Source organism: Thermocrispum agreste DSM 44070, assembly GCF_000427905.1.
Taxonomy (GTDB): domain Bacteria; phylum Actinomycetota; class Actinomycetes; order Mycobacteriales; family Pseudonocardiaceae; genus Thermocrispum; species Thermocrispum agreste.
In genome coordinates, this window is the sequence record NZ_KE386604.1 from 604778 (window position 1) to 626464 (window position 21687).

The 21687-nt window shown below is 70.2% G+C and carries 22 protein-coding genes; 8 read left to right on the top strand and 14 right to left on the bottom strand.

Annotation, left to right across the window (positions count from 1 at the left end; translation table 11 throughout):
• Positions 1 to 64 precede the first annotated feature (64 nt).
• Positions 65 to 757 (bottom strand): glutaminyl-peptide cyclotransferase, encoded by a 693-nt coding sequence (locus YWY_RS22680; RefSeq protein ID WP_038045802.1) that lies wholly within the window; start codon positions 755 to 757, stop codon positions 65 to 67.
• Between YWY_RS22680 and YWY_RS22685 the strand changes: the two genes are divergently transcribed.
• Positions 725 to 1861 (top strand): DUF3027 domain-containing protein, encoded by a 1137-nt coding sequence (locus tag YWY_RS22685; protein ID WP_342665126.1) that lies wholly within the window; start codon positions 725 to 727, stop codon positions 1859 to 1861. The two genes, YWY_RS22680 and YWY_RS22685, sit on opposite strands and share 33 nt — an antisense overlap.
• Here YWY_RS22685 and YWY_RS0117610 read toward each other — a convergent pair.
• Complete coding sequence (locus YWY_RS0117610; protein ID WP_051310393.1) at positions 1846 to 2139, bottom strand: DUF2530 domain-containing protein; 294 nt, start codon at positions 2137 to 2139, stop codon at positions 1846 to 1848. The genes YWY_RS22685 and YWY_RS0117610 overlap by 16 nt on opposite strands.
• A gap of 108 nt (positions 2140 to 2247) precedes the next feature.
• On the opposite strand from YWY_RS0117610, the gene YWY_RS0117615 reads away from it, so the two are divergent.
• Entirely contained in the window at positions 2248 to 2685 is a 438-nt protein-coding gene (locus YWY_RS0117615) for a MarR family winged helix-turn-helix transcriptional regulator (protein WP_028848689.1), read from the top strand.
• An 873-nt stretch (positions 2686 to 3558) separates the two neighbouring features.
• Here the strand turns inward: YWY_RS0117615 and YWY_RS0117620 are convergent.
• Positions 3559 to 4179 (bottom strand): superoxide dismutase, encoded by a 621-nt coding sequence (locus YWY_RS0117620; RefSeq protein ID WP_028848690.1) that lies wholly within the window; start codon positions 4177 to 4179, stop codon positions 3559 to 3561.
• A gap of 276 nt (positions 4180 to 4455) precedes the next feature.
• Positions 4456 to 5946, bottom strand: coding sequence for a glutamate-cysteine ligase family protein (locus YWY_RS0117625; protein WP_038045506.1), 1491 nt, complete (start codon positions 5944 to 5946; stop codon positions 4456 to 4458).
• A gap of 191 nt (positions 5947 to 6137) precedes the next feature.
• On the opposite strand from YWY_RS0117625, the gene YWY_RS0117630 reads away from it, so the two are divergent.
• The 4 genes from YWY_RS0117630 to YWY_RS0117645 are packed head-to-tail and all read left to right on the top strand — an operon-like array spanning position 6138 to position 8530.
• A complete protein-coding gene (locus tag YWY_RS0117630; protein WP_028848692.1) occupies positions 6138 to 6956 on the top strand; it encodes a TrmH family RNA methyltransferase in 819 nt (272 codons plus the stop codon).
• 29 nt (positions 6957 to 6985) lie between these two features.
• Positions 6986 to 7603 carry a DUF2537 domain-containing protein gene (locus YWY_RS0117635; RefSeq protein ID WP_028848693.1) on the top strand — a complete coding sequence of 206 codons (618 nt, stop codon included), beginning with the start codon at positions 6986 to 6988 and terminating at the stop codon, positions 7601 to 7603.
• A gap of 10 nt (positions 7604 to 7613) precedes the next feature.
• Entirely contained in the window at positions 7614 to 7970 is a 357-nt protein-coding gene (locus YWY_RS0117640; RefSeq protein WP_028848694.1) for an MmcQ/YjbR family DNA-binding protein, read from the top strand.
• A 17-nt stretch (positions 7971 to 7987) separates the two neighbouring features.
• On the top strand, positions 7988 to 8530 hold the full coding sequence (locus tag YWY_RS0117645; protein ID WP_028848695.1) for an MOSC domain-containing protein: 543 nt from the start codon (positions 7988 to 7990) through the stop codon (positions 8528 to 8530).
• A gap of 123 nt (positions 8531 to 8653) precedes the next feature.
• Here the strand turns inward: YWY_RS0117645 and sepH are convergent, their stop codons facing one another.
• The 4 genes from sepH to YWY_RS0117665 all read right to left on the bottom strand — a co-directional run bounded on the left by sepH (position 8654) and on the right by YWY_RS0117665 (position 13814).
• The gene (gene sepH / locus YWY_RS0117650) at positions 8654 to 9508 is read right to left on the bottom strand and encodes a septation protein SepH (protein WP_028848696.1); all 855 of its coding nucleotides are present in this window, start codon (positions 9506 to 9508) and stop codon (positions 8654 to 8656) included.
• A 213-nt stretch (positions 9509 to 9721) separates the two neighbouring features.
• Positions 9722 to 10840 carry a phosphoserine transaminase gene (serC, locus tag YWY_RS0117655; RefSeq protein ID WP_425426139.1) on the bottom strand — a complete coding sequence of 373 codons (1119 nt, stop codon included), beginning with the start codon at positions 10838 to 10840 and terminating at the stop codon, positions 9722 to 9724.
• A gap of 249 nt (positions 10841 to 11089) precedes the next feature.
• Positions 11090 to 12436: a serine hydrolase domain-containing protein gene (locus YWY_RS0117660; RefSeq protein WP_028848698.1), complete on the bottom strand. Its 1347-nt coding sequence runs from the start codon at positions 12434 to 12436 to the stop codon at positions 11090 to 11092.
• 217 nt (positions 12437 to 12653) lie between these two features.
• Positions 12654 to 13814, bottom strand: coding sequence for a citrate synthase 2 (locus YWY_RS0117665; RefSeq protein ID WP_028848699.1), 1161 nt, complete (start codon positions 13812 to 13814; stop codon positions 12654 to 12656).
• Between the two features lie 255 nt (positions 13815 to 14069).
• Between YWY_RS0117665 and pdxH the strand changes: the two genes are divergently transcribed.
• Entirely contained in the window at positions 14070 to 14753 is a 684-nt protein-coding gene (gene pdxH / locus YWY_RS0117675; protein ID WP_028848700.1) for a pyridoxamine 5'-phosphate oxidase, read from the top strand.
• Between the two features lie 121 nt (positions 14754 to 14874).
• Here the strand turns inward: pdxH and YWY_RS0117680 are convergent, their stop codons facing one another.
• The gene (locus YWY_RS0117680; protein WP_028848701.1) at positions 14875 to 15900 is read right to left on the bottom strand and encodes an SDR family NAD(P)-dependent oxidoreductase; all 1026 of its coding nucleotides are present in this window, start codon (positions 15898 to 15900) and stop codon (positions 14875 to 14877) included.
• Positions 15901 to 15973: 73 nt separating this feature from the next.
• Here YWY_RS0117680 and YWY_RS0117685 point away from each other — a divergent pair, with 73 nt between their 5' ends.
• Entirely contained in the window at positions 15974 to 16924 is a 951-nt protein-coding gene (locus tag YWY_RS0117685; protein ID WP_038045807.1) for an AraC family transcriptional regulator, read from the top strand.
• A gap of 15 nt (positions 16925 to 16939) precedes the next feature.
• Here the strand turns inward: YWY_RS0117685 and YWY_RS0117690 are convergent, their stop codons facing one another.
• From YWY_RS0117690 to YWY_RS0117710, 5 genes are all read right to left on the bottom strand, one after another.
• The gene (locus tag YWY_RS0117690; protein WP_028848703.1) at positions 16940 to 18274 is read right to left on the bottom strand and encodes a hypothetical protein; all 1335 of its coding nucleotides are present in this window, start codon (positions 18272 to 18274) and stop codon (positions 16940 to 16942) included.
• Positions 18275 to 18340: 66 nt separating this feature from the next.
• A complete protein-coding gene (locus tag YWY_RS0117695) occupies positions 18341 to 19522 on the bottom strand; it encodes a hypothetical protein (protein WP_028848704.1) in 1182 nt (393 codons plus the stop codon).
• Positions 19519 to 19875 (bottom strand): type VII secretion target, encoded by a 357-nt coding sequence (locus YWY_RS22690; protein ID WP_051310394.1) that lies wholly within the window; start codon positions 19873 to 19875, stop codon positions 19519 to 19521. Before YWY_RS22690 ends, YWY_RS0117695 begins: the two co-directional genes overlap by 4 nt.
• Before the next feature lie 203 nt (positions 19876 to 20078).
• Positions 20079 to 21281, bottom strand: coding sequence for a hypothetical protein (locus YWY_RS0117705; protein WP_028848705.1), 1203 nt, complete (start codon positions 21279 to 21281; stop codon positions 20079 to 20081).
• Positions 21278 to 21619: a type VII secretion target gene (locus tag YWY_RS0117710; protein WP_028848706.1), complete on the bottom strand. Its 342-nt coding sequence runs from the start codon at positions 21617 to 21619 to the stop codon at positions 21278 to 21280. Before YWY_RS0117710 ends, YWY_RS0117705 begins: the two co-directional genes overlap by 4 nt.
• Between the last annotated feature and the right edge of the window lie 68 nt (positions 21620 to 21687).

Below are 21687 nucleotides of genomic sequence, written 5' to 3' on the forward strand. Positions count from 1 at the left end.
GTGGCCTCGCTCGCGCTGTGGCCGGCCGCGGCGGCCGGGTGCGCCCACGCACTGCGGACCGTGGTCACCCGGCGGGGACGAAGCGCACGCGGAACGTCTTCGGCCACAGCTTCCCGGTGATGAAGAAGGCGTCCGTGCCGGGAATGGCGGCGATGCCGTTGAGCACGTCGGCGTGCGCCCGCTCGTGCGGCTTCAGCAGGCCGGATGCGTCGATCTCGCCGGTGACGACGCCCGCGTCGGGGTCGATGCGCAGGATCGTGTCGGTCTGCCAGACGTTGGCGTAGACCACGTCGTCGACGCACTCCAGCTCGTTGAGGTCGTCCACCGGCATGCCGCCGGAGCGGATCCGCACCCGGCCGATCTCGGCGAACGTCCGCGGGTCACGGAAGGTGAGCACGTCGGTGCCGTCGCTCATCACCAGCCGTTCGGCTTCCGGCTGGTGGCACAGTCCCCAGCCTTCGCCGGAGTAGCGAACCCGCTCGCGCTCCTCGAGCGTGCGGGGATCGCGGCGGAAAGCGACTCCGTCCTGCCAGGTAAGCTGCCACAGGTCCGTGTCGGTGACGGTGATCCCTTCGCCGAACATCGGGGAAGGGAGCATGATCCGGCGCAGCTCCTTGCCCGTGGTCAGATCGATCGCACGCACGTACGACTGGCCGACCCGGCCGGTGCCCTCGTACAGTGTCCCGCGCGCGATCTCGAACCCCTGTGTGAAAGCGTTCCGATCATGGCGAAGCGTTTCAAGGACCTGTACGCGCAGGCGCTCGGGCGGTTGTTGCGCGACGAGCGCGTCCCGAGCACCCTCCGTGCCCGGATCGCCCGGTTCGCAGGCGAGCACGGCCATGCAGCCGACGACGGCAGTCAGCCGCGAGAGCAGCAGCTTGAGCGGCACCGTGCGCCGAGCGAGCCAGCCGCACCCGTCCCGCCGTCCGCGAGCGGGGCCGCGAGCGCGCCGGAGCAGGCGGCGTCCGGCGCCGAGCAGGTCCAGCCGGAGGAGACGACGTCCGCGGTGCACCGGCCCAGCCTGCCAGATTCCCCGACGTCTATTCTCGAGCCCATGACCAGCGCGACCGAGGCACCACCACGGCCGGCACCGGAGCTGCTGGACGCGGTCGAGACCGCCCGCGCCGTCGCCCGTGAGGAAGCGGCGGACCGCGGCTACGACGAATCCGCGGTCGGCGACTACGTGGACCAGGTGGTCGAGGACGCTGCGGCGGTGACGTACCGCTTCGAGGCGCACGTGCCCGGTTACCGCGGTTGGCGCTGGGAGATCACGCTGGCGTCGGCCGGGGAGGGCTTCCCGGTCACGGTGAGCGAGGCGGTGCTGCGCCCCGGCCCGGACGCGCTGGTGGCCAAGCCGTGGGTGCCGTGGGAGCAGCGGGTGCGGCCGGGCGACCTGGGGGTCGGCGACCTGCTGCCCGCCGACCCGAACGACGAGCGGCTGGTTCCCGGCTACCTGCACAGCGACGATCCTGCCGTCGAGGAGGTGGCGCGCGAGGTCGGGCTCGGCCGGGTGCGGGTGCTGTCCTTCGAGGGCAGGATGCGGGCCGCGAAGCGCTGGCGTTCCGGTGAGTTCGGCCCGCGGTCGGACATGGCACGCAGCGTGCGGGAGACCTGTGGCACCTGCGGGTTCTACTACCCGCTGTCGGGCGCGCTGCGGGCGGCCTTCGGCGCGTGCTGCAACGAGTACTCGCCCGCGGACGGCCGGGTCGTGCATGTCGAGTACGGCTGCGGCGCGCATTCCGAGATCAAGGTGCAGCGTAGTTCCGGGGTGCCGGTGGCCGAGCTGGTCTACGACGACACCCAGCTGGACGTGGTGCCGCTCGGGTCGAACGCGGACGACCGCGGTCAGAGCCCGCGCTGAGCCCCGCGCGATCCGCGCCGGGAGGCCCAGCGCTGCCAGGAAACGACGCCCATCCCGACGAATCCGAGGACGAGCCCGGCCAGCGAGGTCTGTGGCCAGATGCCGACGTCGGCGTCGAACGCGTAGCGAAGCACCAGCGAGACGCCGAGGGCGACGGCCCATGCCCCGGTCCCGACGAGCAGCGGCGGCCGCAGGTCCACCAAGCTCTTGGGCAGGTCGGGTGGGGTGCGCCGACCGTCCGCGGTGGCGGCGCCATCCGGGTTCCGGTCGGTGGTCATGACCGAAGCCTACCCACGCCCGTCCCGGTCCGCCGCCGGCACCGTGCTGCCTGCCGGATCCCGCTCCCGACCTGCGTCATGGCGGTGCCGACTCGGTAGGCTGGCGGAATGGACACCGTGCCGCGGACCAGTGATCGTGGGCTGGCCGCCCGGTTGCGGCTGGCCGTCGTCCGGCTCAACCGCCGCTTGCGGGCGCAGAACCCGCCGACCGACGTCACCCTGACGCAGCTGTCGGCGATGTCGACGCTGCACAAGTGCGGGCCGATGACGCCGGGGCAGTTGGCGGCCAAGGAAGGGGTGCAGCCGCCGTCGATGACCAGGGTGATCGCGGCGCTGGAGAAGATGGGCTACGTCGAGCGCCGGGCCCATCCCACCGACGGCAGGCAAGCGATCGTCGAGCTGAGCCGCCGCGGCGTGGACTACGTCAAGGCGACCATCACCGCAAGGGAAGCGTGGCTGGACGAGCAGCTGGCCAAGCTCACTCCGCAGGAGCGCCAGATCCTCGACCAGGCGGCGGAACTGATCCAGCGAATGGCTGAACAGTAGCGTGTTCGCGCCCACGATCCGGACCCCGTGTTGCACGGCAGGTGAGGTTAGGCTAACCTCAGTCGCGTCGCTTCGTGGTGGGAGCGGCAGTCAGTTCGGGAACGCACGAAGGCCCCGTGGCGGAGGACGCGCCACGGGGCCTCGTCGCGTCGTCAGGATACTCCGGCAGGCCTGTCGATCAATGTGATGTCGGGCGGCGTCCGGCCGATGCCGTCGGTGGTGTCGGGCCACATCACCTGTCGATCGGGCTGCTGGTGATGCGCGGATGATCCGGCTGGTCGCTGAGGTCGTCGGGGTCGGGGTGGTGTGGCGTGGTGGTGCCTGGCGTCGCTTGGGGCCGGGGTGGGCGAATGCCGGGCTGGCTTGTTGTGGTGCGGTGCTGTGGCTGGTTACGAAGGTTCGTGGGCCTGCGGGCACTGGGTCGGTGTCGCGGTGGGCGGTGGCGGGGGGGGGGTGCCCAGGGGCCTGAGCCGGGCCGTGCCGGGCGGTGTGCGGCCATTGGCGTGATCCGGCTGGTCGCGGGTCACCGAGGTCGTCGAGGTCGTCGCGGTGGTCCGGCAGCGTCTGGCGTTCCGTGGTCGGGCCGGGCGCGTGTCGAGTCGGCTTGCCGTGGCAAGGTGGGTGGCCGTTCCCCGCAGTCGTCGCGTGTCCCGGATCAGCGTGCTGCCACCCGGTCGCGATGCGACTGCCACTCTGCGGTCGGCGCGCACAGTCACTGCCGTCGTCTGGTGTGCGGTCGGTGCGCTGGTCAGGCCTGGCTCCTCCTGCCCGCCGCACCCGCGGTGAACCGTCCGTTCGCCGATGAACACCCCGTTTGCCGTGACGGCCCGGTCCGGCACATGGCCGGACCGGGCCGGGAAAGCACGGGTGGCGTCAGCCGAGCAGGCCGTTGCCGCCGTTGACGGCGTTCTCGAACCGCTTGGCGATCTCCGCCCAGTTGTAGACGTTCCACAACGCCTTGACGTAGTCCGCCTTGACGTTCTTGTACTGCAGGTAGAACGCGTGCTCCCACACGTCGGTCATCAGGATCGGCGTGGTGGGCAGCGCCATGTTGTTGTGGTGGTCGCGCAGCTGCTGAATGACCAGCCGCTTGGCCAGCGGGTCCCAGGACAGCGCAGCCCACCCGTTGCCCTGGATCGTGGTGGCCACCGCGTTGTAGTGCGCCTGGAACTTGTCGAACGAACCGAAGCTCTCGTCGATGGCGGCTGCCAGCTCACCGGTCGGCTTGTCACCGCCCTCCGGCGACAGGATCTTCCACCACACCACGTGGTTGGCGTGCCCGGCCAGGTTGAACGCCAGCGTGGTCTCCAGGCCGACGATCGCCCCGTAGTCACCCGCGTCGCGGGCCGCGGCCAGCTTCTCCATCGTGTCGTTCGCGCCCTTGACGTAGGTCGCGTGGTGCTTGCTGTGGTGCAGTTCGTTGATCTCGCCGGAGATGTGCGGCTCGAGTGCGCCGTAGTCGTAGTCGAGATCGGGAAGCTCGTAGAGCGCCATCTGTGCTCCCTCAATTCACACGGGTGGGAATTCCGCTATTCAACCTAGTCCGGATCACTACCCCGGTCGAACCGGGTGATCAAGAGCTACCAGCCACGATGCAACTTCCACCACGGTGGAGGTCAACGCGGTGTGGTCACGACCACTTCGTACCCACCCGGCGGGCAAGTCAACCACGCGATGCAGCCGGCGCGCGTGAACCCGGGCCGGGGCGCACACCGGTCAGCGTGCGCCCCGGCCGCCTGCACCCGCGACGAAACCCGATCGTCCGGAGGCCTACACCGGCCACTCGTGCACCGGATCGCCACCGTGCATCAAGCCGACGTAGTCGGCCAGCATGGCGCGCAACGCGTGCTCACGGTCCATGCCCGCCCGCTCCAGCTTGTCCACCGTCGCACGCTGCCACGCGGCGCCGTTGCGCCTGGTCAGGCAGCGCTGCTCGATGATGCCCAGGTAGCGGTCGGCGACCGTGGCATCCACGTTGGCGGCAGCCAGCCCCTCGGCGGCCAGCGGCAGCAGCTCACGAAGCACCAGCTCGTCCGGCGGCACGCAGCCGAGGCCGGGCCAGTACAGCTCGGCGTCCATGCCGAACCGCGCCCCACGGTGCATGTTGTCCTCGGCGGCCTGGAAGGACATCGCCGTCCACACCGGGCGCTCGGCCTCGGCCAGCGCACGCTGCGCGCCGTAGAAGAACGCCGCGTTCGCCACCATGTCGGCCACCGTCGGCCCGGCGGGCAGCACGCGGTTCTCCACTCGCAGGTGCGGCTGGTCGTCCACCACGTCGTAGACCGGGCGGTTCCACCGCCACACCGTGCCGTTGTGCATGCGCAGCTCGGTCAGTTTCGGCGTGCGCCCGGACGCCAGCGTGTCCAGCGGATCCTCCGGGTCGGTGTCGGTGAGCAGCCCGGGGAAGTAGCGGACGTTCTCCTCGAACAGGTCGTAGATCGAGTTGATCCACCGCTCGCCGAACCACACCCGCGGCCGCACGCCCTGGTTCTTCAGCTCCTCGGGGCGGGTGTCGGTGGACTGCTCGAACAGCGGGATCCTCGTCTCGTGCCACAGCGCCTTGGCCAGCAGGAACGGGGAGTTGGCCGCCACGGCCAGCTGCACCCCGGCCAGGCACTGGGCGGCGTTCCAGTACGCGGCGAACTTGTCCGGGCTGACCTGCAGGTGCAGCTGCATCGACGTGCAGGCGGCCTCGGGCAGGATGGTGTCGGAGTACGCGCGCAGCCGCTCGGGCTGGCGGCCGGGCAGCGCCACCCCGTCCATGGTCAGCAGCGTGTGCTCACCGCGCTCGGCGAGGATCTTGTCGTTGAGCGTCAGATAGCGCGGATTGGCGGTCAGCCATTTGGCCTCGAAGTGCTCGGCGCCCAGCGTGGGCAGGATGCCGATGAGCGCCAGCCGGGACCCCCATTCGCCCGCTTTGGTGTCCGCGTCGGACAAGAACGTGCGCAGTTCCAGGTCGAGCTCGAACAGCGATTCGCCGTCCAGCCTGCGGGGCGGCACGTTCAGCTCCAGGTTGTGCCTGCCCAGCTCGGTGGTGAACGACGGGTCGTCCAGCGACTCGAGCACTTCCGCGTTGGTCATCGACGGGCGCATCTGCTCGTCGATCAGATTCAGCTCGATCTCCAGTCCGATGCGTGGCGGCTGGGCGACGAAACTGCCTTCGGCCAGCATCTGCGCCAGGGTGTCCAGGCACCGTTGCACCTTGCGCCGATAGCGAGCGCGATCCGACGAGCTCGCGCTCGCCAGCCCATCGTCGGTCATGCTGTGCGCTCCCCGCCCCGTTCGTCTTGTGGCTCTCGTGCGAACCCCGGCCTGTAACGGTGACACGGGAATTGCCGCAGCGGCTAGCGGCCAAACCGGTACAACGGGTGAGGCGGACTTGACGCTCCGCGATCGTGCCTGGTCGTCGACCTGGTGCGCCGGGGACCGGGCGCTGCGGCAGACTCAGCCACGTGGCTGTGTTCGTGGACGTGGGCGATCCCGCCGACCCACGGTTGGACGACTACCGCGACCTCAAACGTGCCGACCGCCGCCCGGATCGGCCCGGCGGCCGCGGTCTAGTGATCGCCGAGGGCACCAACGCCGTGCAGCGGCTGCTGGACTCGCCGTATCCGGTGCGCTCGGTGCTGGGCATCCGCCCGCGCGTCGACGATCTGGCGGCGCGGCTGGCCGCGCTCGACGTACCGGTCTACGTCACGTCCGCGGAGGTCATGGACGCCGTGATCGGGTTCCACCTCAACCGCGGGGTGCTGGCGGTCGCCGACCGGGCCGCCCCGGTGAGCTGGGAACGACTGCTGTCCGGACGGGTGCTGCTCGGCTTGGAAGGCGTCAACGACCACGAGAACATCGGCTCGTTGTTCCGCAATGCCGCCGCCTTCGGGGTGGACGGTGTGCTGGTCGGTCCCGGCTGCCCGGATCCGCTGTATCGGCGCAGCGTCCGGGTGTCGATGGGGCACGTGCTGCATGTGCCGTTCGCGCGGGTGGACGACATCGGAGCGGCGGCCAGCAAGCTGCGTGCGGTGGGTTTCACCATCGCGGCACTGACGCCCCGGCCGGGTGCCGTGCCGGTCCGGGACTTCGCCCGGTCCGTCGAGCGGGCGATCCTGTTCCTCGGATCGGAAGGGCACGGGCTCAGCGAGGACGTGCTGTCGGTGGCCGACGTCGCGGTCCGTATCCCGATCGCCAAGCACGTGGACTCGCTGAACGTCGCGGTGGCCGGCGCGATCGCCTGCTACGAGATGGCCGAACGAGCTAGGCTCGGCCAACGATGACCGCCGAGGACCGCCGCGCGCCGACGATCGTGGAATTGCGTGTCCGGGGCGACCGCGCGGTGCTCGTCGACGGGCGGCATGCCGCCGGCCTGGCGCCCGAGGAATTCCCGCTGAACGACGAGCTGGCGGCGGCGCTGCACGAGTGGGCCAGGGTCGCCACGGCCATCCGGGCGACGCGGCGCGACGACGGATCCGACACCGAAACCGTCGGGGTGGTCAGCCGCCGTGGTCATCAGCTCGCCGGCCGGGTGGCCGCCGAACTGCGCCGCCCGGTGCGTTACGTCGACCCGGTCACCGGCTCGACCGTGGTCGTCGTTCCCCGGGAACCGGTACGACGGGTGCCACGGCCCGACGAGGGAACCCGGTGGTTCCGGCGCTCGCCCGGAGAGCCCACGCCGTGGGGGCCGGGCCTGACGGTGTCGGTGATGATCGGCGCGGTGGTGCTGGTCGGCATGCTGGCGTTGACCACGACCATCGCCGAGGCGGTCGCCGGCTGGGCGGCGTTGCTCGCCGCGTCGATCGTCAGCGGGGGCATGGCACCGTCGCTGTGGCTGGGGCGGAACGTGCCGACCATGCGCTGGGTGTGCTTCGGTGCCGCCGGGGGACTGGCCATTTCCTGGCTGGGCGTGCTGATCGTGGTGTTCTAGCCTGGTCGCCATGCCCGATGACCCGCTCCCGCGCCTGCGCGCGCTGTGCCTGGCCCTGCCGGAGACGACCGAGCGGGTCAGCCATGGCGAACCTGCCTGGTTCGTGCGGGACCGGAAGATGTTCGTCACCTATGCCGACCACCACCACGACGACCGGCTCGGTTTCTGGTGTGCCGCGCCGCCCGGGGCGCAGGAAGCGCTCGTCGGCAGCGACCCGCAGCGCTTCTTCCGTCCGCCGTACGTCGGCCATCGCGGCTGGTTGGGGGTCTACCTGGACGTGCCGCAGGACTGGGACGAGATCGCGGAGATTGTGCGTGATGCGTATCGCTGCGTAGCCCCCGAAAAGCTGCTGGCTCAGCTCGACTGATCCGGCAGACTGGCCCCATGCGCCCTGTGGTCACCGCGGTCAGCTCCAGCCCGACCCATTCGTTCAGCAAGCAGAATCAGCCGGAGATCACCGTGATCGCCGGCGAAGGCGTGGCGGGTGACGCCCACCGCGGCACCACGGTCAAGCACCGGTCACGCGTGCGGCGCGATCCGACCCAGCCCAACCTGCGGCAGGTCCACCTCATCCACGCCGAGCTGCACGACGAGCTGAACGCCCAAGGGTTCAGCGTCAAAGCAGGTGACCTCGGCGAGAACGTCACCACGCGCGGCGTCGACCTGCTCGGGCTGCCCACCGGTACCCGGTTGCGTCTCGGCGACGAAGTGGTGGTCACGGTGACCGGGCTGCGGAATCCGTGCTCGCAGATCGACGATTTCCAGCGCGGCATGCTCAAGGCGGTGATGTACCGCGACGCCGACGGCGAGATCGTGCGCAAGGCGGGCGTCATGGCCACCGTGGACGTCGGCGGCGTCGTCCGGCCCGGGGATGCGATCACGATCGAGCTGCCCGCCGGACCGCACCAGCCGCTGAAACCCGTGTAGTGGTGCGCATCGGGACTCCGCCGGGCCCGCGGTCAGCCAACTACCTCAGGACGCCGCCCCGAGGTCAGCCAAGCGGCCCAGGGTGTTGCCGGGGCCGTGGCCGGCCGCCGTAGGCACACCGGTTCAGCCGCGCTGGCTCTTGACCCCCAGCAGCACGTCCTCCCACGCCGGGACCACCGGGTGGTTCTTCCGGCCCTTCCGCCGGTTGTTGGAAGCCGGGACCTTGGGGATCTCGGTGGTGTCGTCCTCGTTCTGCTCCGGCTCGGACTCGCGGTTCGGCGCGTGGCGCTCCGCGCTCCGCGCCGGGGTTTCCTGGTAGGCCTCCTCCAGCGTGCCCTGCACGTCCTCTTCGCGCGGCGCGGGGGCGGTCTCCTCCACCACCGGGCGCAGCTCGCGCGACCTGCCCTCCGGGTCGAGCAGATCCTCGGCGGGCTCGTCCAGCGCGACGGCTGTGCCGCCGTGCGCCCCCGGCGAGTAGGACCAGTGCGCCCGGTTGTCCGAGCGGCCCGCCTTCCACCGCAGGCAGACCACCCACTTGCCGTCCTCGCCGCGCCAGGCGTCCCACTCCGCGCTGCTGTAGTCCTGGCCGCGCACCGCGAATGCGTGCGCCACGACGTCGCCCAGCGTCTGCACGTCCGGGCCGTCTTCCCGCATCGGGTGGGCCTGCTGGGCCAGCTCGGCCATCCGGGATCGCTCCAGCAGGACCGGGTAGGCGAAGCGTTCGACCCGGTGCTCCGGCATGCCTGCCGCGGCGGCGACCTGCTCGACCGTCTCGCCGGCACGGATGCGGGCCTGGATTTCGCGTGGGCGCATCTGGCTCTCCAAACTGATTTGCACCTGACCGAGCCGACTGAGGTCGCCCCGAGCTGCCGCGCGCAGTCGTTCGTCCACGGGGACCGAGTACTTCTCGCCTGCGGAGTCAACGAGCACGACGGACTTGCCGTCCTCGTGCAGTCCGACGATCCGCAGTGCTCGCATGTATCCCGCCTCCCACGACGTCACCTGTCTGGGTGTCAACCGTAGTTCGGCGTGGCGGCTTGACGGGCGAGACTCGCCGACGCGCCCACAGGTTGGTGGAGTCGATCACGCAATCGGGCGATCCTTTTGCCCGAAAAGTCCGAAACAAGTGAAACGCCGGACCTGGGTGCCAGGTCCGGCGATCGCTGATGCGGCGAAAACGTCAGGCCGAGGTCAGCCGAGCCGCTCGACGACCCAGTCCACGCACGCGGTGAGCGCGGAGACGTCGTCCGGCTCGACGGCCGGGAACATACCGATGCGCAGCTGGTTGCGGCCCAGCTTGCGGTACGGCTCCACGTCCACGATGCCGTTGCTGCGCAGCGTGGCGGCCACCGCGGCGGCATCCACCTCGTCGGTGAAGTCGATGGTGCCCACCACCTGCGACCGCAGCGCCGGGTCGGCGACGAACGGCGTGGTGTAGGAGGTCTTCTCCGCCCACGTGTACAGCCGGTTCGCCGAGTCGGCGGTGCGCTTGGTGGTCCACTCCAGGCCGCCGTTGTCCAGCATCCAGCGGATCTGGTCGTCCAGCAGGAACAACGTGGCCACCGCGGGGGTGTTGTAGGTCTGGTCCTTGCGCGAGTTGTCCAGCGCGGTGGTCAGCGACAAGAACTCCGGCACCCACCGGCCCGAATTACCGATCTCCTCGATGCGTTCGATGGCGGCGGGGGAGAGGATCGCCACCCACAGCCCGCCGTCGGAGGCGAAGGACTTCTGCGGGGCGAAGTAGTAGGCGTCGGCCTGGGTGATGTCCACCGGCAGGCCGCCCGCCCCGGACGTGGCATCGATGGCCACCAGTGCACCCTCGCTGCCTTCCGGTCGCTGCACCGGCACGGCCACCCCGGTCGAGGTCTCGTTCTGCGCCCACGCCACCAGGTCGGCACCTTCGGCGTAGCGGAACTCCGGCGCGGTGCCCGGCTCGGCGCTGACCACGATCGAGTCGGCCAGGAACGGCGCGCCGTTGGTGACCTTGGCGAACTTGGTGGAGAACTCCCCGTAGGCGAAGTGCTGCGCCCGTTCGCGGACCAAGCCGAACGCGGCCGCGTCCCAGAACGCCGTCGAGCCGCCGTTGCCCAGCACCACCTCGTAGTCGTCGGGCAGCGAGAACAGCTCGCGCAGACCGCTGCGGACACTGCCGACCAGGGACTTGACCGGCTTCTGACGGTGGGACGTGCCCATCACCTTGGCCCCGGCGGAGGCCAGGTTCGCCAACTGCTCCGGCCGCACCTTGGACGGCCCGCAGCCGAAGCGGCCGTCGGATGGCTTGAGGTCTGACGGGATCTGCAGCTCGCTCATGCTGCTCACGGTAGTCGTGGCCGCACGACGCCGGGACACCGAGGCCACAACGTCACACCGGGCGTCCAGCATGTGGGAGACGACGCTGGATTGCGCACGTTTTCCGCGGGCCGGTGGCCGCCACGGAGGGTGGCCAGCGCGTTGAGACCGCGCGGGTACGGCTTCCGGGGGTCGGTGGCCGCCACAGGCCGGGCGCAACGTCCAGTGGGCCGCCTGCTGCGGTGCGGGACAGTGCCGGTTGCCGCCGGGTCAGCGCCACCCTTTCGGATCCACGCCGCCGGGCACCGGCGCTTCCGGGTCGTACGGGGTGCGGGTGAAGATGAACGTCGCCAGGTCCAGGTACCGCGGCTTGCCGTCCGCGTCGCGGCCCACCCGCAGCGTCTCGCCCGCGTAGTAGCCGTCCAGGCCCACCCACTCGTCCGGCCCGGTGGGCCGGAAGCGCGACCGCCGCCCGCCGTCGCCCACCGGGGCCAGGTACAGCCAGCCGTTCGGCAGGATCCGCAGGAGGTGCGGCGTCGGGCCCCAGTGCCACAGGCCGGTCAGCTCCAGCAGCGCGGTGTCCACCTCGGCGGGCTGCCACGGCTGCGGCAGCGGCGGTTCGTGCTGGTCGGCCAGCGCGATCAGGTCGAGCGTGAACGCCAGGATCGGCACGCCGGAGGTGGTGTTCGCCATGGCCAGCGCGCCGGTGCCGGACTCGGTGTCCACCATCGTGCAGGCCACGAAGCCGGGCATGGACCCGGTGTGCCCGGCGTAGGCGCGCCCGTCGCGGCGGGCCAGCTGGAGCCCGAGACCGTAGCCGGACAGCCACTGCGCGCCGTCCTCCACCGTGGCGACGGCGCGCATCTCCGCCACCGTGTCCGCCGAGAGCACGCCGGAGGTGTGCCCGCTGATCAGCGAGGTCAGCCGGGACAGGTCGTGCACGGTCGACCACAGCTGCCCGGCGGGCGCCATGGCGCCGGTGTCCGGTGCGGGCTCGGGCAGCACCACGTCGGCGAACGGGTGCACGGCCCAGCCTTGCGCCGCGTGGTCGTCCGGGTGCGGGGTGGTCCGGGTCATGCCGAGCGGGTCGAGCACCTCCGCCTTCAGTGCCTCCAGCCACGAGCTGCCGCGGAGCCTGCCGACCAGCTCGCCGAGCACCCCGTAGCCGACGTTGGAGTAGTGGAACTGCTTGCCGGCCCGCAGTTTCAGCTGCTCGGGGGTGAGTCCGGCGGCCAGCTCCGCCCAGTCGCCGCCCGGGCTGCGTTCCCACCACGACCCGGGCGCCTCGGACGTCAGCCCGCCGGTGTGCGAGAGCAGCTGCGCCACGGTCAGGTGGCCGAACGGCGACTGGCCGAGGTGGGCGCCGATCGGGTCGTCCAGCGCCAGCTTGCCCTCGTCGCGCAACCGCATGACGAGCACCGCGATCAGCGTCTTGGTGATCGAGCCGATGCGGTACTGCGTGTCGTTGTCCGGAGGCGATCCGTCGACGAAGCCGCGCGCGGCCGACCAGACGAGCTCACCGTCGCGAACCACACCCGCCACGAGGGACGGCGCGCGGCCACGGACCTGTTCCGTGGCGAGCCTCGACAGCAGCGCGTACTCGGTGGTGGGAAGCATGCGTGACATTCTGCAATCAGGTCGCGGGCTGGGTGCCCAATGTTGCCGCTGACCACAAAGGACCGGACGGGACGCGCATCGGGCAGCTCGGCTGGAGGCGGCCCGGCGCCGGATCGACGTCGCTGGTAGTGCCCGGCCAGCGGTCCGGAACGGGACGAACGCCCAGCGCACGCTCAGTTGTGCCACCGGCACGTCTGCGACAGTGGCCGCGCTGCGCTCAAGAATGCTCAGGGCCCCGGCCGATGGGGGTGACGGTCTCCCAGCCGTCGACCTCCTCGGGGCCGCGTGGGCCCGGTCCGACGTAGTCGGCCGACGGACGGACCAACCGCCCGGTGCGCTTCTGCTCGAGGATGTGCGCGCACCAGCCGGCGGTGCGGGCACAGGTGAACATGGCGGGCATCATGTGCGGCGGCACGTCCGCGAAGTCCAGCACCACCGCCGCCCAGAACTCCACGTTGGTCTCGATCGCCCGGTCCGGGCGACGTTCGCGCAGTTCGGCCAGTGCCGCCCGCTCCAACTCCGCGGCCGCCTCGTACCTGGGGGCGCGCAGGCTGCGCGCGGTACGCCGCAGCACCCTGGCCCGCGGGTCCTCGGCCCGGTACACCCGGTGACCGAAGCCCATCACGCGTTCCTTGCGGTCCAGCAGGCGTGTGATCAGGCCGCGGGCGTCGCCGGTGCGTTCGACCTCCTCGAGCATCGGCAGCACCCGCGCGGGTGCGCCGCCGTGCAGTGGGCCGGACATGGCCCCGATGGCGCCGGAGAGAGCGGCCGCCACGTCCGCGCCGGTGGAGGCGATGACGCGGGCGGTGAAGGTCGAGGCGTTCATCCCGTGCTCGGCGGCCGACACCCAGTACGCGTCGATCGCCCGCACGTGGGCGGGGTCCGGCTCGCCCCGCCACCGCGTCATGAATCGCTCGGTGGTGGTGGAGCACTGGTCGATGCGTTCCTGCGGGACCGCGGGCTGGTGGATGCCACGCGCGGACTGCGCCACGTAGGACAACGCCATGACAGCCGCCTGGGCCAGGTTCCGGCGGGCCTCCTCGTCGGTGATGTCCAGCAGCGGCCGGTACCCCATCACTGGAGCCAGCATCGCCAGCCCGGCCTGTACGTCGACCCGGACGTTGCCGGTGTGCACCGGGATGGGAAAAGGCTCGGCGGGCGGGAGGCCGCGGCCGAACTCCCCGTCCACCAGCAGCGCCCAGACGTCGCCGAAGGTGACCCGGCCCGTGAGGTCTTCGATGTCCACTCCGCGGTAGCGCAGGGCGCCGCCGTCCCGGTCCGGTTCGGCGATCTCGGTGCGGAACGCGACGACCCCTTCCAGGCCGGGGACGAAGCCGCCGGCGTCGGTGGTCGTGTCGGATGCCCTGTCGGAGGTCATGGCCCAGCCCTTCTCGCCGTACCGGCCCGGCGGACGATGCGCTTCGCGGCGGTGGTGCCGGCGCGGCGGGCGAAGGCTGGGTCGGTTGGTGTGGTCGACGTGCGGTCGTGTGATTTGTCACGTCGTGCTGCTATCGATAATGGTCCCGCCGGTGCTCGAGCTCCAGTGGCTGTCCGGGGACTTCCCTTTCCGTCTGCGCACGCTTTAACGTCTGTTGGGACCTGTCCGCTCCGCAAGATCCGGAGGCGCTGCAGCATGTCCCAGACCACCACAGATCACGGCGAAGTACCCGACATCGCCGTTGCCCTGCCGGGGATGCGGGTCTCCTACGAAGGCGAGGCCCTCAACGAGTCCGATCTGGCTCCGACGTGGACTGAGCAACTGCAGCGGTGGCTGGACGACGCCATCCGGGCCGGCGTGGCCGAGCCGAACGCGATGGTGCTGGCGACCGCGGACCCGGAGGGGCGGCCGTCGTCACGCACCGTGCTGTGCAAGGGACTGGACAGCCGGGGGGTGTCGTTCTACACGAACTACACCTCCGCCAAGAGCCACGAGCTGGAAAGCACCTGGTACGCCTCGGCGACGTTCCCGTGGTACCCGCTGCACCGGCAGGTGCACATCAGGGGCAGCGTGGAGAAGGTGTCGGCCGCCGAGACGGCCAAGTACTGGGCGTCCCGGCCGCGCGGGTCCCAGCTGGGCGCGTGGGCGTCCCCGCAGTCGGGCATCGTTCCGGACCGCCGCGCACTGGAGAACGCCCTGCGTGCCGTCGAGCGCAGGTTCGCCGACGTGGAGGAGGTTCCGCCGCCGCCGCACTGGGGTGGCTGGCGGATCAAGCCGGACGTGGTGGAGTTCTGGCAGGGCCGGGAGGACCGGCTGCACGACCGGCTCCGCTACGTGCGGCGTGACGACGAGTGGCGGATCGAACGGGTCGCTCCCTGACCCCCGCGTCCGGCGTCTCGCGCCGCGACCGCTGCGCCCGAAGCGGCGGCCGTGACCGCGGCCGCGGCCCGCCGGGCGCGCCACGTGCCCGGAATGCCGCCCCGCACCCGCGGTTGCGGCGTCAGGCGCGTATGAGCCGTTCACTCAGCTCCCACAACCGCTTGGCCGAATCGGGGTCGATGGCGTGCGGCGCCACGTCCGTGGACGGCGGCCGGTCGATCCGGCCGGGCAGCGGGGAGTCGTCGACCGGCGTGATGTCGTTGTCCTTGAGGTAGACCCCGCCGATGCCGTCGAGCAACGGGCTGGTGGCGGCGAACACGGCGGTGCTGGCTCCCTGCGCGGGCGTCTTCAACCCCCGTCCGGGGTCGATGACCGGATTCCCGTCGGCGTCGGCCGCGCCCATCGCGCGGATCATCTCGTACCAGCGGTCGTCGTACTGCGGGGGAGCGCCGGGCTCGCGCGCAGGCCCCAGGTTGGTGGCCAGGATGATCCCCGGATGCACCGCGTATCCGCGGATGCCGTCGGCCGACCACCGGCGGTCCAGCTCGACGCTGAACAGCACGTTGGCCGTCTTCGACTGCCCGTAGGCCACATGCCCGTCGTACGGGGTGCGGTGGAAGTTCGGGTCGTCCCAGATGATGTCGGTGACCCGATGCGCCCCGGAGGTCAACGTCACCACCCGTGCCTCGCCCGCCGCGCGCATGGCGGGGTAGAGACCGGTGGTGAGTTGGAAATGGCCCAGGTGATTGGCGGCGAAGTGGTACTCGTAGCCCCGTGCGTCGCGTCGCAGTGGGCCCGCCATGACCCCGGCCGAGTTGATCAGGATGTGCAGCGGCCGCCCGGACCCGAGATAGTGCCGCACGAACGCGTCGATCGACGCCGGATCGACCAGGTCGACCCGGTACGTCTCGACGGTCGCGACCCCGTCGAGCGCGGCTGCGGCCCGGCCGGGATCCCTGGCCAGCACGGTGACGTCCGCTCCGGCGCTGCTCAGTGCCCTGGTCATCTCCTTGCCGAGACCGCTGTGGCCGCCGGTGATGACCACGTGCCGGCCGGTCAGGTCGATGCCTGCCAGCACGTCGTCGACGGTCGACGCGGCCGTGAACGGCGTTCCGAGTGGCTTCTGGCGAGCGATCGTGTCGGTCATGCCTTCATGGTTTCGCCCGCCTTGTGGACTGTGAATATTTGCGCGTCCGGATTTGTTGCGCGAGAGTATGGCCATGTCCGGCGATCAGCTGTCCGAGGTGTTCTCCCTCGTCGAGGTCGAGGGGGTGTTCTCCGGCGCGGTGATCGCCCGCGGGGCGTGGGTGGCCAGCGGCCCGATTCCGCATGCGCTGAAGTTCTTCGTGATGCTGTCCGGGCGGGCCAGGCTCACCGCCGACGGCGTGCCCGAGCCGGTCGAGCTGCAGGAGGGCGACGTCGGCATCTTCAACGAGCGCGGCTGGGTGGAGCTGCGTGGCGGGCCGCTGGACGAGACGCCGCGGCGGGTCGAGCCGCAGCTGGACTTCCCGCCGTCGGCACTGATCGGCGCCGATCTGCGGCACGACGACGTCTACGTGGGAGGGCGCATCGACGTCGACGAGTCTGGTGCCGCGCTGCTTCGCCAGGCCCTGCCGCCGTTTTCGCACGTGCGGGCGTCCGCGCCCGGCGGGGAGGGGCTGCGCATCACGGTGCGCCGGTTGTTCGAGGAGCTGGCCGGCCAGCGGCTCGGGTCCGCGTTCGCCGTCCGGCAATACGGTCAGCTGCTGTTGCTGGAGATGCTGCGGGCGTACCTGGAGCAGGCGGAACAACCGCCTGCGGGGTGGCTCCGGCTGCTGGCCGACGAGCGGCTGAGGCCGGCGGTCACCATGATGCACCGGGAGCCGGGACGGGCGTGGGGGCTCGCCGAGCTGGCGAGGGCGTGCGCCATGTCCCGCGCTTCGTTCGCCGAGCGCTTCCGGCGTGTCGCCGGGATGCCGCCGCTGACGTATCTGAGCAAGTGGCGCATGATGCTGGCGCAGCGTGCGCTGGCCGACGACGAGACGCGGATCGGTTCGCTGGCCACGCGGCTGGGTTACGCCTCGGAAAGTGCGTTCAGCAACGCGTTCAAGCGCCAGATCGGTGTCTCTCCCGCGGCTTATCGCCGTCAGCTGCGCGCCGGCCGCGAGGAAGAACCCGCTCGATCGGCATGACGCGCCCACCGGGGCTCACGATGGCCGGGCCGTCCGGTGGGAACTGTCCTGCATGAGCCGCTGGAACATGCTCGGCTTGCGGCTGGGGAAGAACGTGACCTTGACCAGGACGATCGCGATCACGGCGGGAAAGATGGCCATCGACCCAAGACTTGCGGTCTCCTCGCCCGAATCGGCGCTGGAGACGCTGGCCGCGACGACGGGGAGGACGGCCAGCGCCACCAGGCCCGCCACCAGGCCGATGCGTGCCACCAGCTTGGTGGGGCTGAGCGGTACCCGGCCTGCGGCCATCCGGCGCTCGTTCACCCGGGCGACGAGACTGCGGCGGGGCAGCTGCCACGCCGCTGGTCCCTGCGCGTGCAGCCTGCCGATGAACTGTTCCACCTGGTACCCGGGGAAGACCGTGCGCCACGTGTGTGCGGGGATGGCGGCGGCGAGCCGCACGAGGTGGGCGGCGTTGCTGAGCACCGTCCACTCGGACAGCGAGCCGTTGTCGTTGGTCCACAGCGCTCCGCGGTGCATGGCCACGAACCGGATGCGGAACCACGGATCCGCCACCATCAGGCGCTGCACTTCGGGAGTCAGTACGGCACGCGCGAACGCCTCGTTCTCGGCTTCCACGGCGAACTGCGCGGCGAACTCCGGCTCCCACCCCTCGGCCACGGGCGTCAACCGGGCGCTCGGCAGCAACGCGCCGATGGTGTTCCTGGCCAGCCGGTAGTCCTCGAAGATCGAGGCCTTGGCCGTGCCGCCGGCGCCCCGCTGCTCGGGGAGCGCCCGTGCCTTGATCAGCAACGCCGGGGTCGGCGGGCAGGCCAGCTGCACCAGGCTGTGCGTGGCGTCGATCGCCTCGACGACTTGCCCGGTCCTGGTCTGGTCGAAGACCCCCCGAGCGGGCGCCGCGACACGGTCGCGGTACTGCATGCCGAGCACCCGCTGACCGTTGAAGTCGAACTCCACCGCGAAGTCGAAGCCACCGGAAGGGTCGTCATGACCGACGGCCCGGCCGGGCCCGGCCAGCACGCCGAAGCTGGGCCGGCCCGGCATGTCCGCGGTGAAGATCCGCCCGGTCTTGCCCGCCAGCCGGTCGGCCCAGGAGGACTGCTGGTACTTCCGCAGCCAGAACCACGCGGCGATGACGACCGGCACCGCACCCCACGCCCACATCCACGGGCCGCTGAACGTGCCGTACGTCAGCATGCACACGGTGGCCGTGGAGGCGGCCAACCCCGCCGCGCTGACCAGGAGCCGCCGCGCCGTGTCCTTGGTCCGCGTGGCGACGAAGAGCAACAGCACGGCCAGGCCGTAGCCACCGAAGATGATGGCCACGTCCAACGGTGAGAACTTCATGCGCTCCCTTATAGCGCTCTCCGCCGGGCGGCCGCCCCCGATTCCGGCGATTTCTCACCTGTTTGATCACATTTGCAGGTCCTCGCGGGTCTCCGCGGTGCTCCGGTCGCCGCCGATCTCGCTCTTGTCGTACATCGGCTCCCGGTCTTCCTTCCAGTCCTCGAAAGGCTCCTTGACACCCTGCCGGTAACCGCCCTTGGCCGCGCCGATGCCTGCTTTGATGCCCGCTCCGGTCGCCAGCGTGGTCAGGGCCTCCTTGGACATCATCAGTCCCGCCCTGCCGTCGACCGTGCCGGCCAGCGTGCTCGCCAGCGTGGTCGCCACCCGCCTGCTGGGGACGAACATGTCGTGCGCGGCCTTCGACCCGATCAGCGGGATCCGCCTGCTGCCTGCCGCGACGGTCTTGCCGAGGCGGAACTTCTCGGCCAGCTGCACCAGTCGGCCGTTCAGCTTGACCAGGAACTGGCCCAGCTCGTCCAGCAGCTTGCCCAGCTTGCCGAGGTAGCGGGAGATCTTGGCGAACACCGACGCCACCTTGCCGACGGTGGCGGTCATGGCCGCGGCGACCGAGCTGCCGAAGCTGATCACCGAGGAGGCCAGCGCGGGCAGCCAGATGGTGATCAGCCAGGACACCAGCTCGGAGATGATGGCCTTGATGACCTCCTCGATCACCGTCATGATGATCGACCAGGTCTGCAGCACCTCGGACACGGCGCCTGCGGCCGAGCCGATGCCCTTGATGCCCCGGCTGAAATCCGTCACCGCGTTCTTGGCCGCCTCGCCGGGCTCCCCGTCCCAGCTCTGCAGCCCCTGCTGGCCGGTGCGGTGGAAGTCCTCGCCCAGCTCGACGAATCCGCTGGCGATGGTGGCGAAGTTGTCCGAGGCCTTGCTGAGGCTCGGACCGTCGCCGGAGACGTAGTGCAGCATGTCCTGCAGCGGCTGGACGAGCTCCAGCAGCATGTCCAGCCCGGCGGCCACCAGGCTGCCGATCGGGTCCATGGTGAAGAACAAGGCGTCGGCGTAGGCGCCGCCGACGAACTTGGCGCCGTTGAGGGCCATCGACTTGGCCGCTTGCCCGAGGTCGCTGACCTCGTCGATCTCACCGAGGTCCTGCGCGGTGTTCTTGGCCAGGTCGTAGGCCTTGCCCACCACCGGTATCCGGGAGACCGCACGGTCCGCACTGGCCTGCAGACCCTCGTCGTGCGGCTGGACGTCCAAGGCGTCCGCGATGCTCTTCTTCTCGGTCACCGCGTACCCTCCTCGCCCTTCGGATCGTCCGCCGTGCCGTCGATGGTGGCCTCGTGCTTGCCGAACTGGATGACGCTGGCCTCTTCGTTGCTGTCGTAGACGTTGGCGGCCGCGGTGATCTTGTCGGCCAGCGTTTCCACGCCTTCCTTCATCTCGGCGAGCAGGTCACGCAACTCGGCCAGCCGGTCGGTGTACTGGTGCTTGAAGTGGGAGCCGATGATGCCCCACGCCTCGTTGGTGACGTCCGCCTGGTCGATCAGCGCGCCGAACTTGTCCGCTTCGCTGGTGTAGTAGCTGAGGTTCTTCGCGTACGTGCGCAGTTCCGGTGTGTTGACGTTGATGTCAGAGCCCATGTAGTGCCCCCGTCGCCGTGGCTTTCGCGCAGATATTGTCCGGGACGACCCCGACGGCGAGGAAGGTTTTGAACGATTTTTCCGAGACTCGATCGGACACGGCGGGGCCGTAGCCGCCGAAGGTGACGGCTACGGCCCCGTGGTGGGAACTCATGCGCTCCCGCGGCGCTTGTGCCGGGACGGACGTCCGCTGTTGCGGTCGGTCACATCTGCAGGTCTCTGCGGACCTGGGCGGGATCCCGGTCACCGCCGATCTTGCTCTTGTCGAACGCCGGTTCTTTCACGCTCTTGTCGCACGTCTGCTCGTGGCTGCGCGTGTCCTGGTAGGCGTCCTTGCCCTCCTGGTACAGCGCCTTGCTGGTGCCGATTCCGGACTTGACGCCCGCCCCCTTGCCGAGGGCCTGCAGGCTCTCCTTGGAGACCATGAAGCCGAACTTCTCCTTGACGCCGTTGGTCAGGCGGCCGCCCATCGTGGTCAGCACCCGGTTGCTGACCTGGAACATGTCGTGCGTCGCCTTGGAGCCGATCAGCGGGATCGTCCGTTCACCCGCCTTGACCAGCTTGCCGATGCGGAACTGCTCGGCCAGCTTCAGCAGCTTCTCGGTGCAGGTGACCAGGAACCGGCCCAGCTCGTCCAGCAGCCTGCCCAGCATCCACAGGTAGCGGCCGATCCTGGTCAGGGCGGCCGCCACCCGGTGCGCCGATGCGGCGGTCGCCGCGGCGACCGAGGCGCCACAGGTGATCACCGAGGTGGCCAGCGCGGGCAGCCAGATGGTGATCAGCCACGCCACCACCTCGGTGATGATCGCCTTGATGACCTCCTCGGTTACCTTCATGATGATTCCCCAGGTCTTGAGTACCTCGGAGATGGAGCCCGCGACGGAACCGAGCCCCGCGATGCCCCTGGAGAATTCCGCGATCGCTTTCCGCGCGGCGTTGCCGGCATCCTCCTGCCAGTCCTTCAACGCCTTGTCGGCGGTGTCGTCGAAGTCGTTCGACAGCTCGACGAATCCCTTGGCGATGGTGGCGAAATTGTCCGCCGCCTTGCTGAGGCTCGGCCCGTCGCCGGACACGTAGTGCAATGCGTCCTGCAATGGCTGGACCAGCTCCAGCAGAATGTCCAGCCCGGCGAGAATCAGATTGCCGATCGGGTCCATGCAGAAGAACACGGCATCGGCGAGACACCCGGTGACGAACTTCGCGCCGTTGGCCGCCATGGACTTGGCCGCCTGATCCAGGTCGCTGAGCCCGTCGACCTCACCAAGGTCCTGCTTGATGTCCCTGACCAGCTTGTAGGCGTCGCCCGCGAACGGTACCCGGAGAAGCGCGCGTTCCGCGCTGGCCTTCAGGCCCTCGTCGTGCGGCCGGACGTCCAGCGAGTCCGCGATGCTCTTCGTCTCGGTCACCGCTTGCCCCCTTCGCGCGGACCGTCGATCTTGGCCTCGAACCGGCCGAACGTCATCGACGTGTCGTCCTCCATGCCCTGGTAGACCTTGGCGGCCGTGGTGATCTTGTCGGCCAGCGCTTCCACGCCCTCTTTCATCACGCCGAGCAGATCACGCAACTCGGCCAGCTTGCTGGTGTATTGCTCCTTGTAATGGGAGCCGATGATTCCCCACGCCTCGTTGCTGACGTCGGCCTGGTCGATCAGCGCGCCGAATTTGTCCGCCTCGCTGGTGTAGTAGCTGAGATTCTTCGCATAGGTCTGCAATGCCGGTATGTCGACCTTGACTCCGGACCCCATGGACGATCCCCTCATCATGATCTTCGCCTGTTCGCTGTCTGTGACGGAACAGGCGCGAAGGGTGGTTC

Bases quoted from the DNA above. Each gene is read 5' to 3' on its own strand.
- YWY_RS22685 (WP_342665126.1), top strand. From the start codon at position 725: ATGGCGAAGCGTTTCAAGGACCTGTACGCGCAGGCGCTCGGGCGGTTG.
- YWY_RS0117610 (WP_051310393.1), bottom strand. From the start codon at position 2,139: ATGACCACCGACCGGAACCCGGATGGCGCCGCCACCGCGGACGGTCGG.
- YWY_RS0117615 (WP_028848689.1), top strand. From the start codon at position 2,248: ATGGACACCGTGCCGCGGACCAGTGATCGTGGGCTGGCCGCCCGGTTG.
- YWY_RS0117620 (WP_028848690.1), bottom strand. From the start codon at position 4,179: ATGGCGCTCTACGAGCTTCCCGATCTCGACTACGACTACGGCGCACTC.
- YWY_RS0117625 (WP_038045506.1), bottom strand. From the start codon at position 5,946: ATGACCGACGATGGGCTGGCGAGCGCGAGCTCGTCGGATCGCGCTCGC.
- YWY_RS0117640 (WP_028848694.1), top strand. From the start codon at position 7,614: ATGCCCGATGACCCGCTCCCGCGCCTGCGCGCGCTGTGCCTGGCCCTG.
- YWY_RS0117645 (WP_028848695.1), top strand. From the start codon at position 7,988: ATGCGCCCTGTGGTCACCGCGGTCAGCTCCAGCCCGACCCATTCGTTC.
- sepH (WP_028848696.1), bottom strand. From the start codon at position 9,508: ATGCGAGCACTGCGGATCGTCGGACTGCACGAGGACGGCAAGTCCGTC.
- serC (WP_425426139.1), bottom strand. From the start codon at position 10,840: ATGAGCGAGCTGCAGATCCCGTCAGACCTCAAGCCATCCGACGGCCGC.
- YWY_RS0117660 (WP_028848698.1), bottom strand. From the start codon at position 12,436: ATGCTTCCCACCACCGAGTACGCGCTGCTGTCGAGGCTCGCCACGGAA.
- YWY_RS0117665 (WP_028848699.1), bottom strand. From the start codon at position 13,814: ATGACCTCCGACAGGGCATCCGACACGACCACCGACGCCGGCGGCTTC.
- pdxH (WP_028848700.1), top strand. From the start codon at position 14,070: ATGTCCCAGACCACCACAGATCACGGCGAAGTACCCGACATCGCCGTT.
- YWY_RS0117680 (WP_028848701.1), bottom strand. From the start codon at position 15,900: ATGACCGACACGATCGCTCGCCAGAAGCCACTCGGAACGCCGTTCACG.
- YWY_RS0117685 (WP_038045807.1), top strand. From the start codon at position 15,974: ATGTCCGGCGATCAGCTGTCCGAGGTGTTCTCCCTCGTCGAGGTCGAG.
- YWY_RS0117690 (WP_028848703.1), bottom strand. From the start codon at position 18,274: ATGAAGTTCTCACCGTTGGACGTGGCCATCATCTTCGGTGGCTACGGC.
- YWY_RS22690 (WP_051310394.1), bottom strand. From the start codon at position 19,875: ATGGGCTCTGACATCAACGTCAACACACCGGAACTGCGCACGTACGCG.
- YWY_RS0117710 (WP_028848706.1), bottom strand. From the start codon at position 21,619: ATGGGGTCCGGAGTCAAGGTCGACATACCGGCATTGCAGACCTATGCG.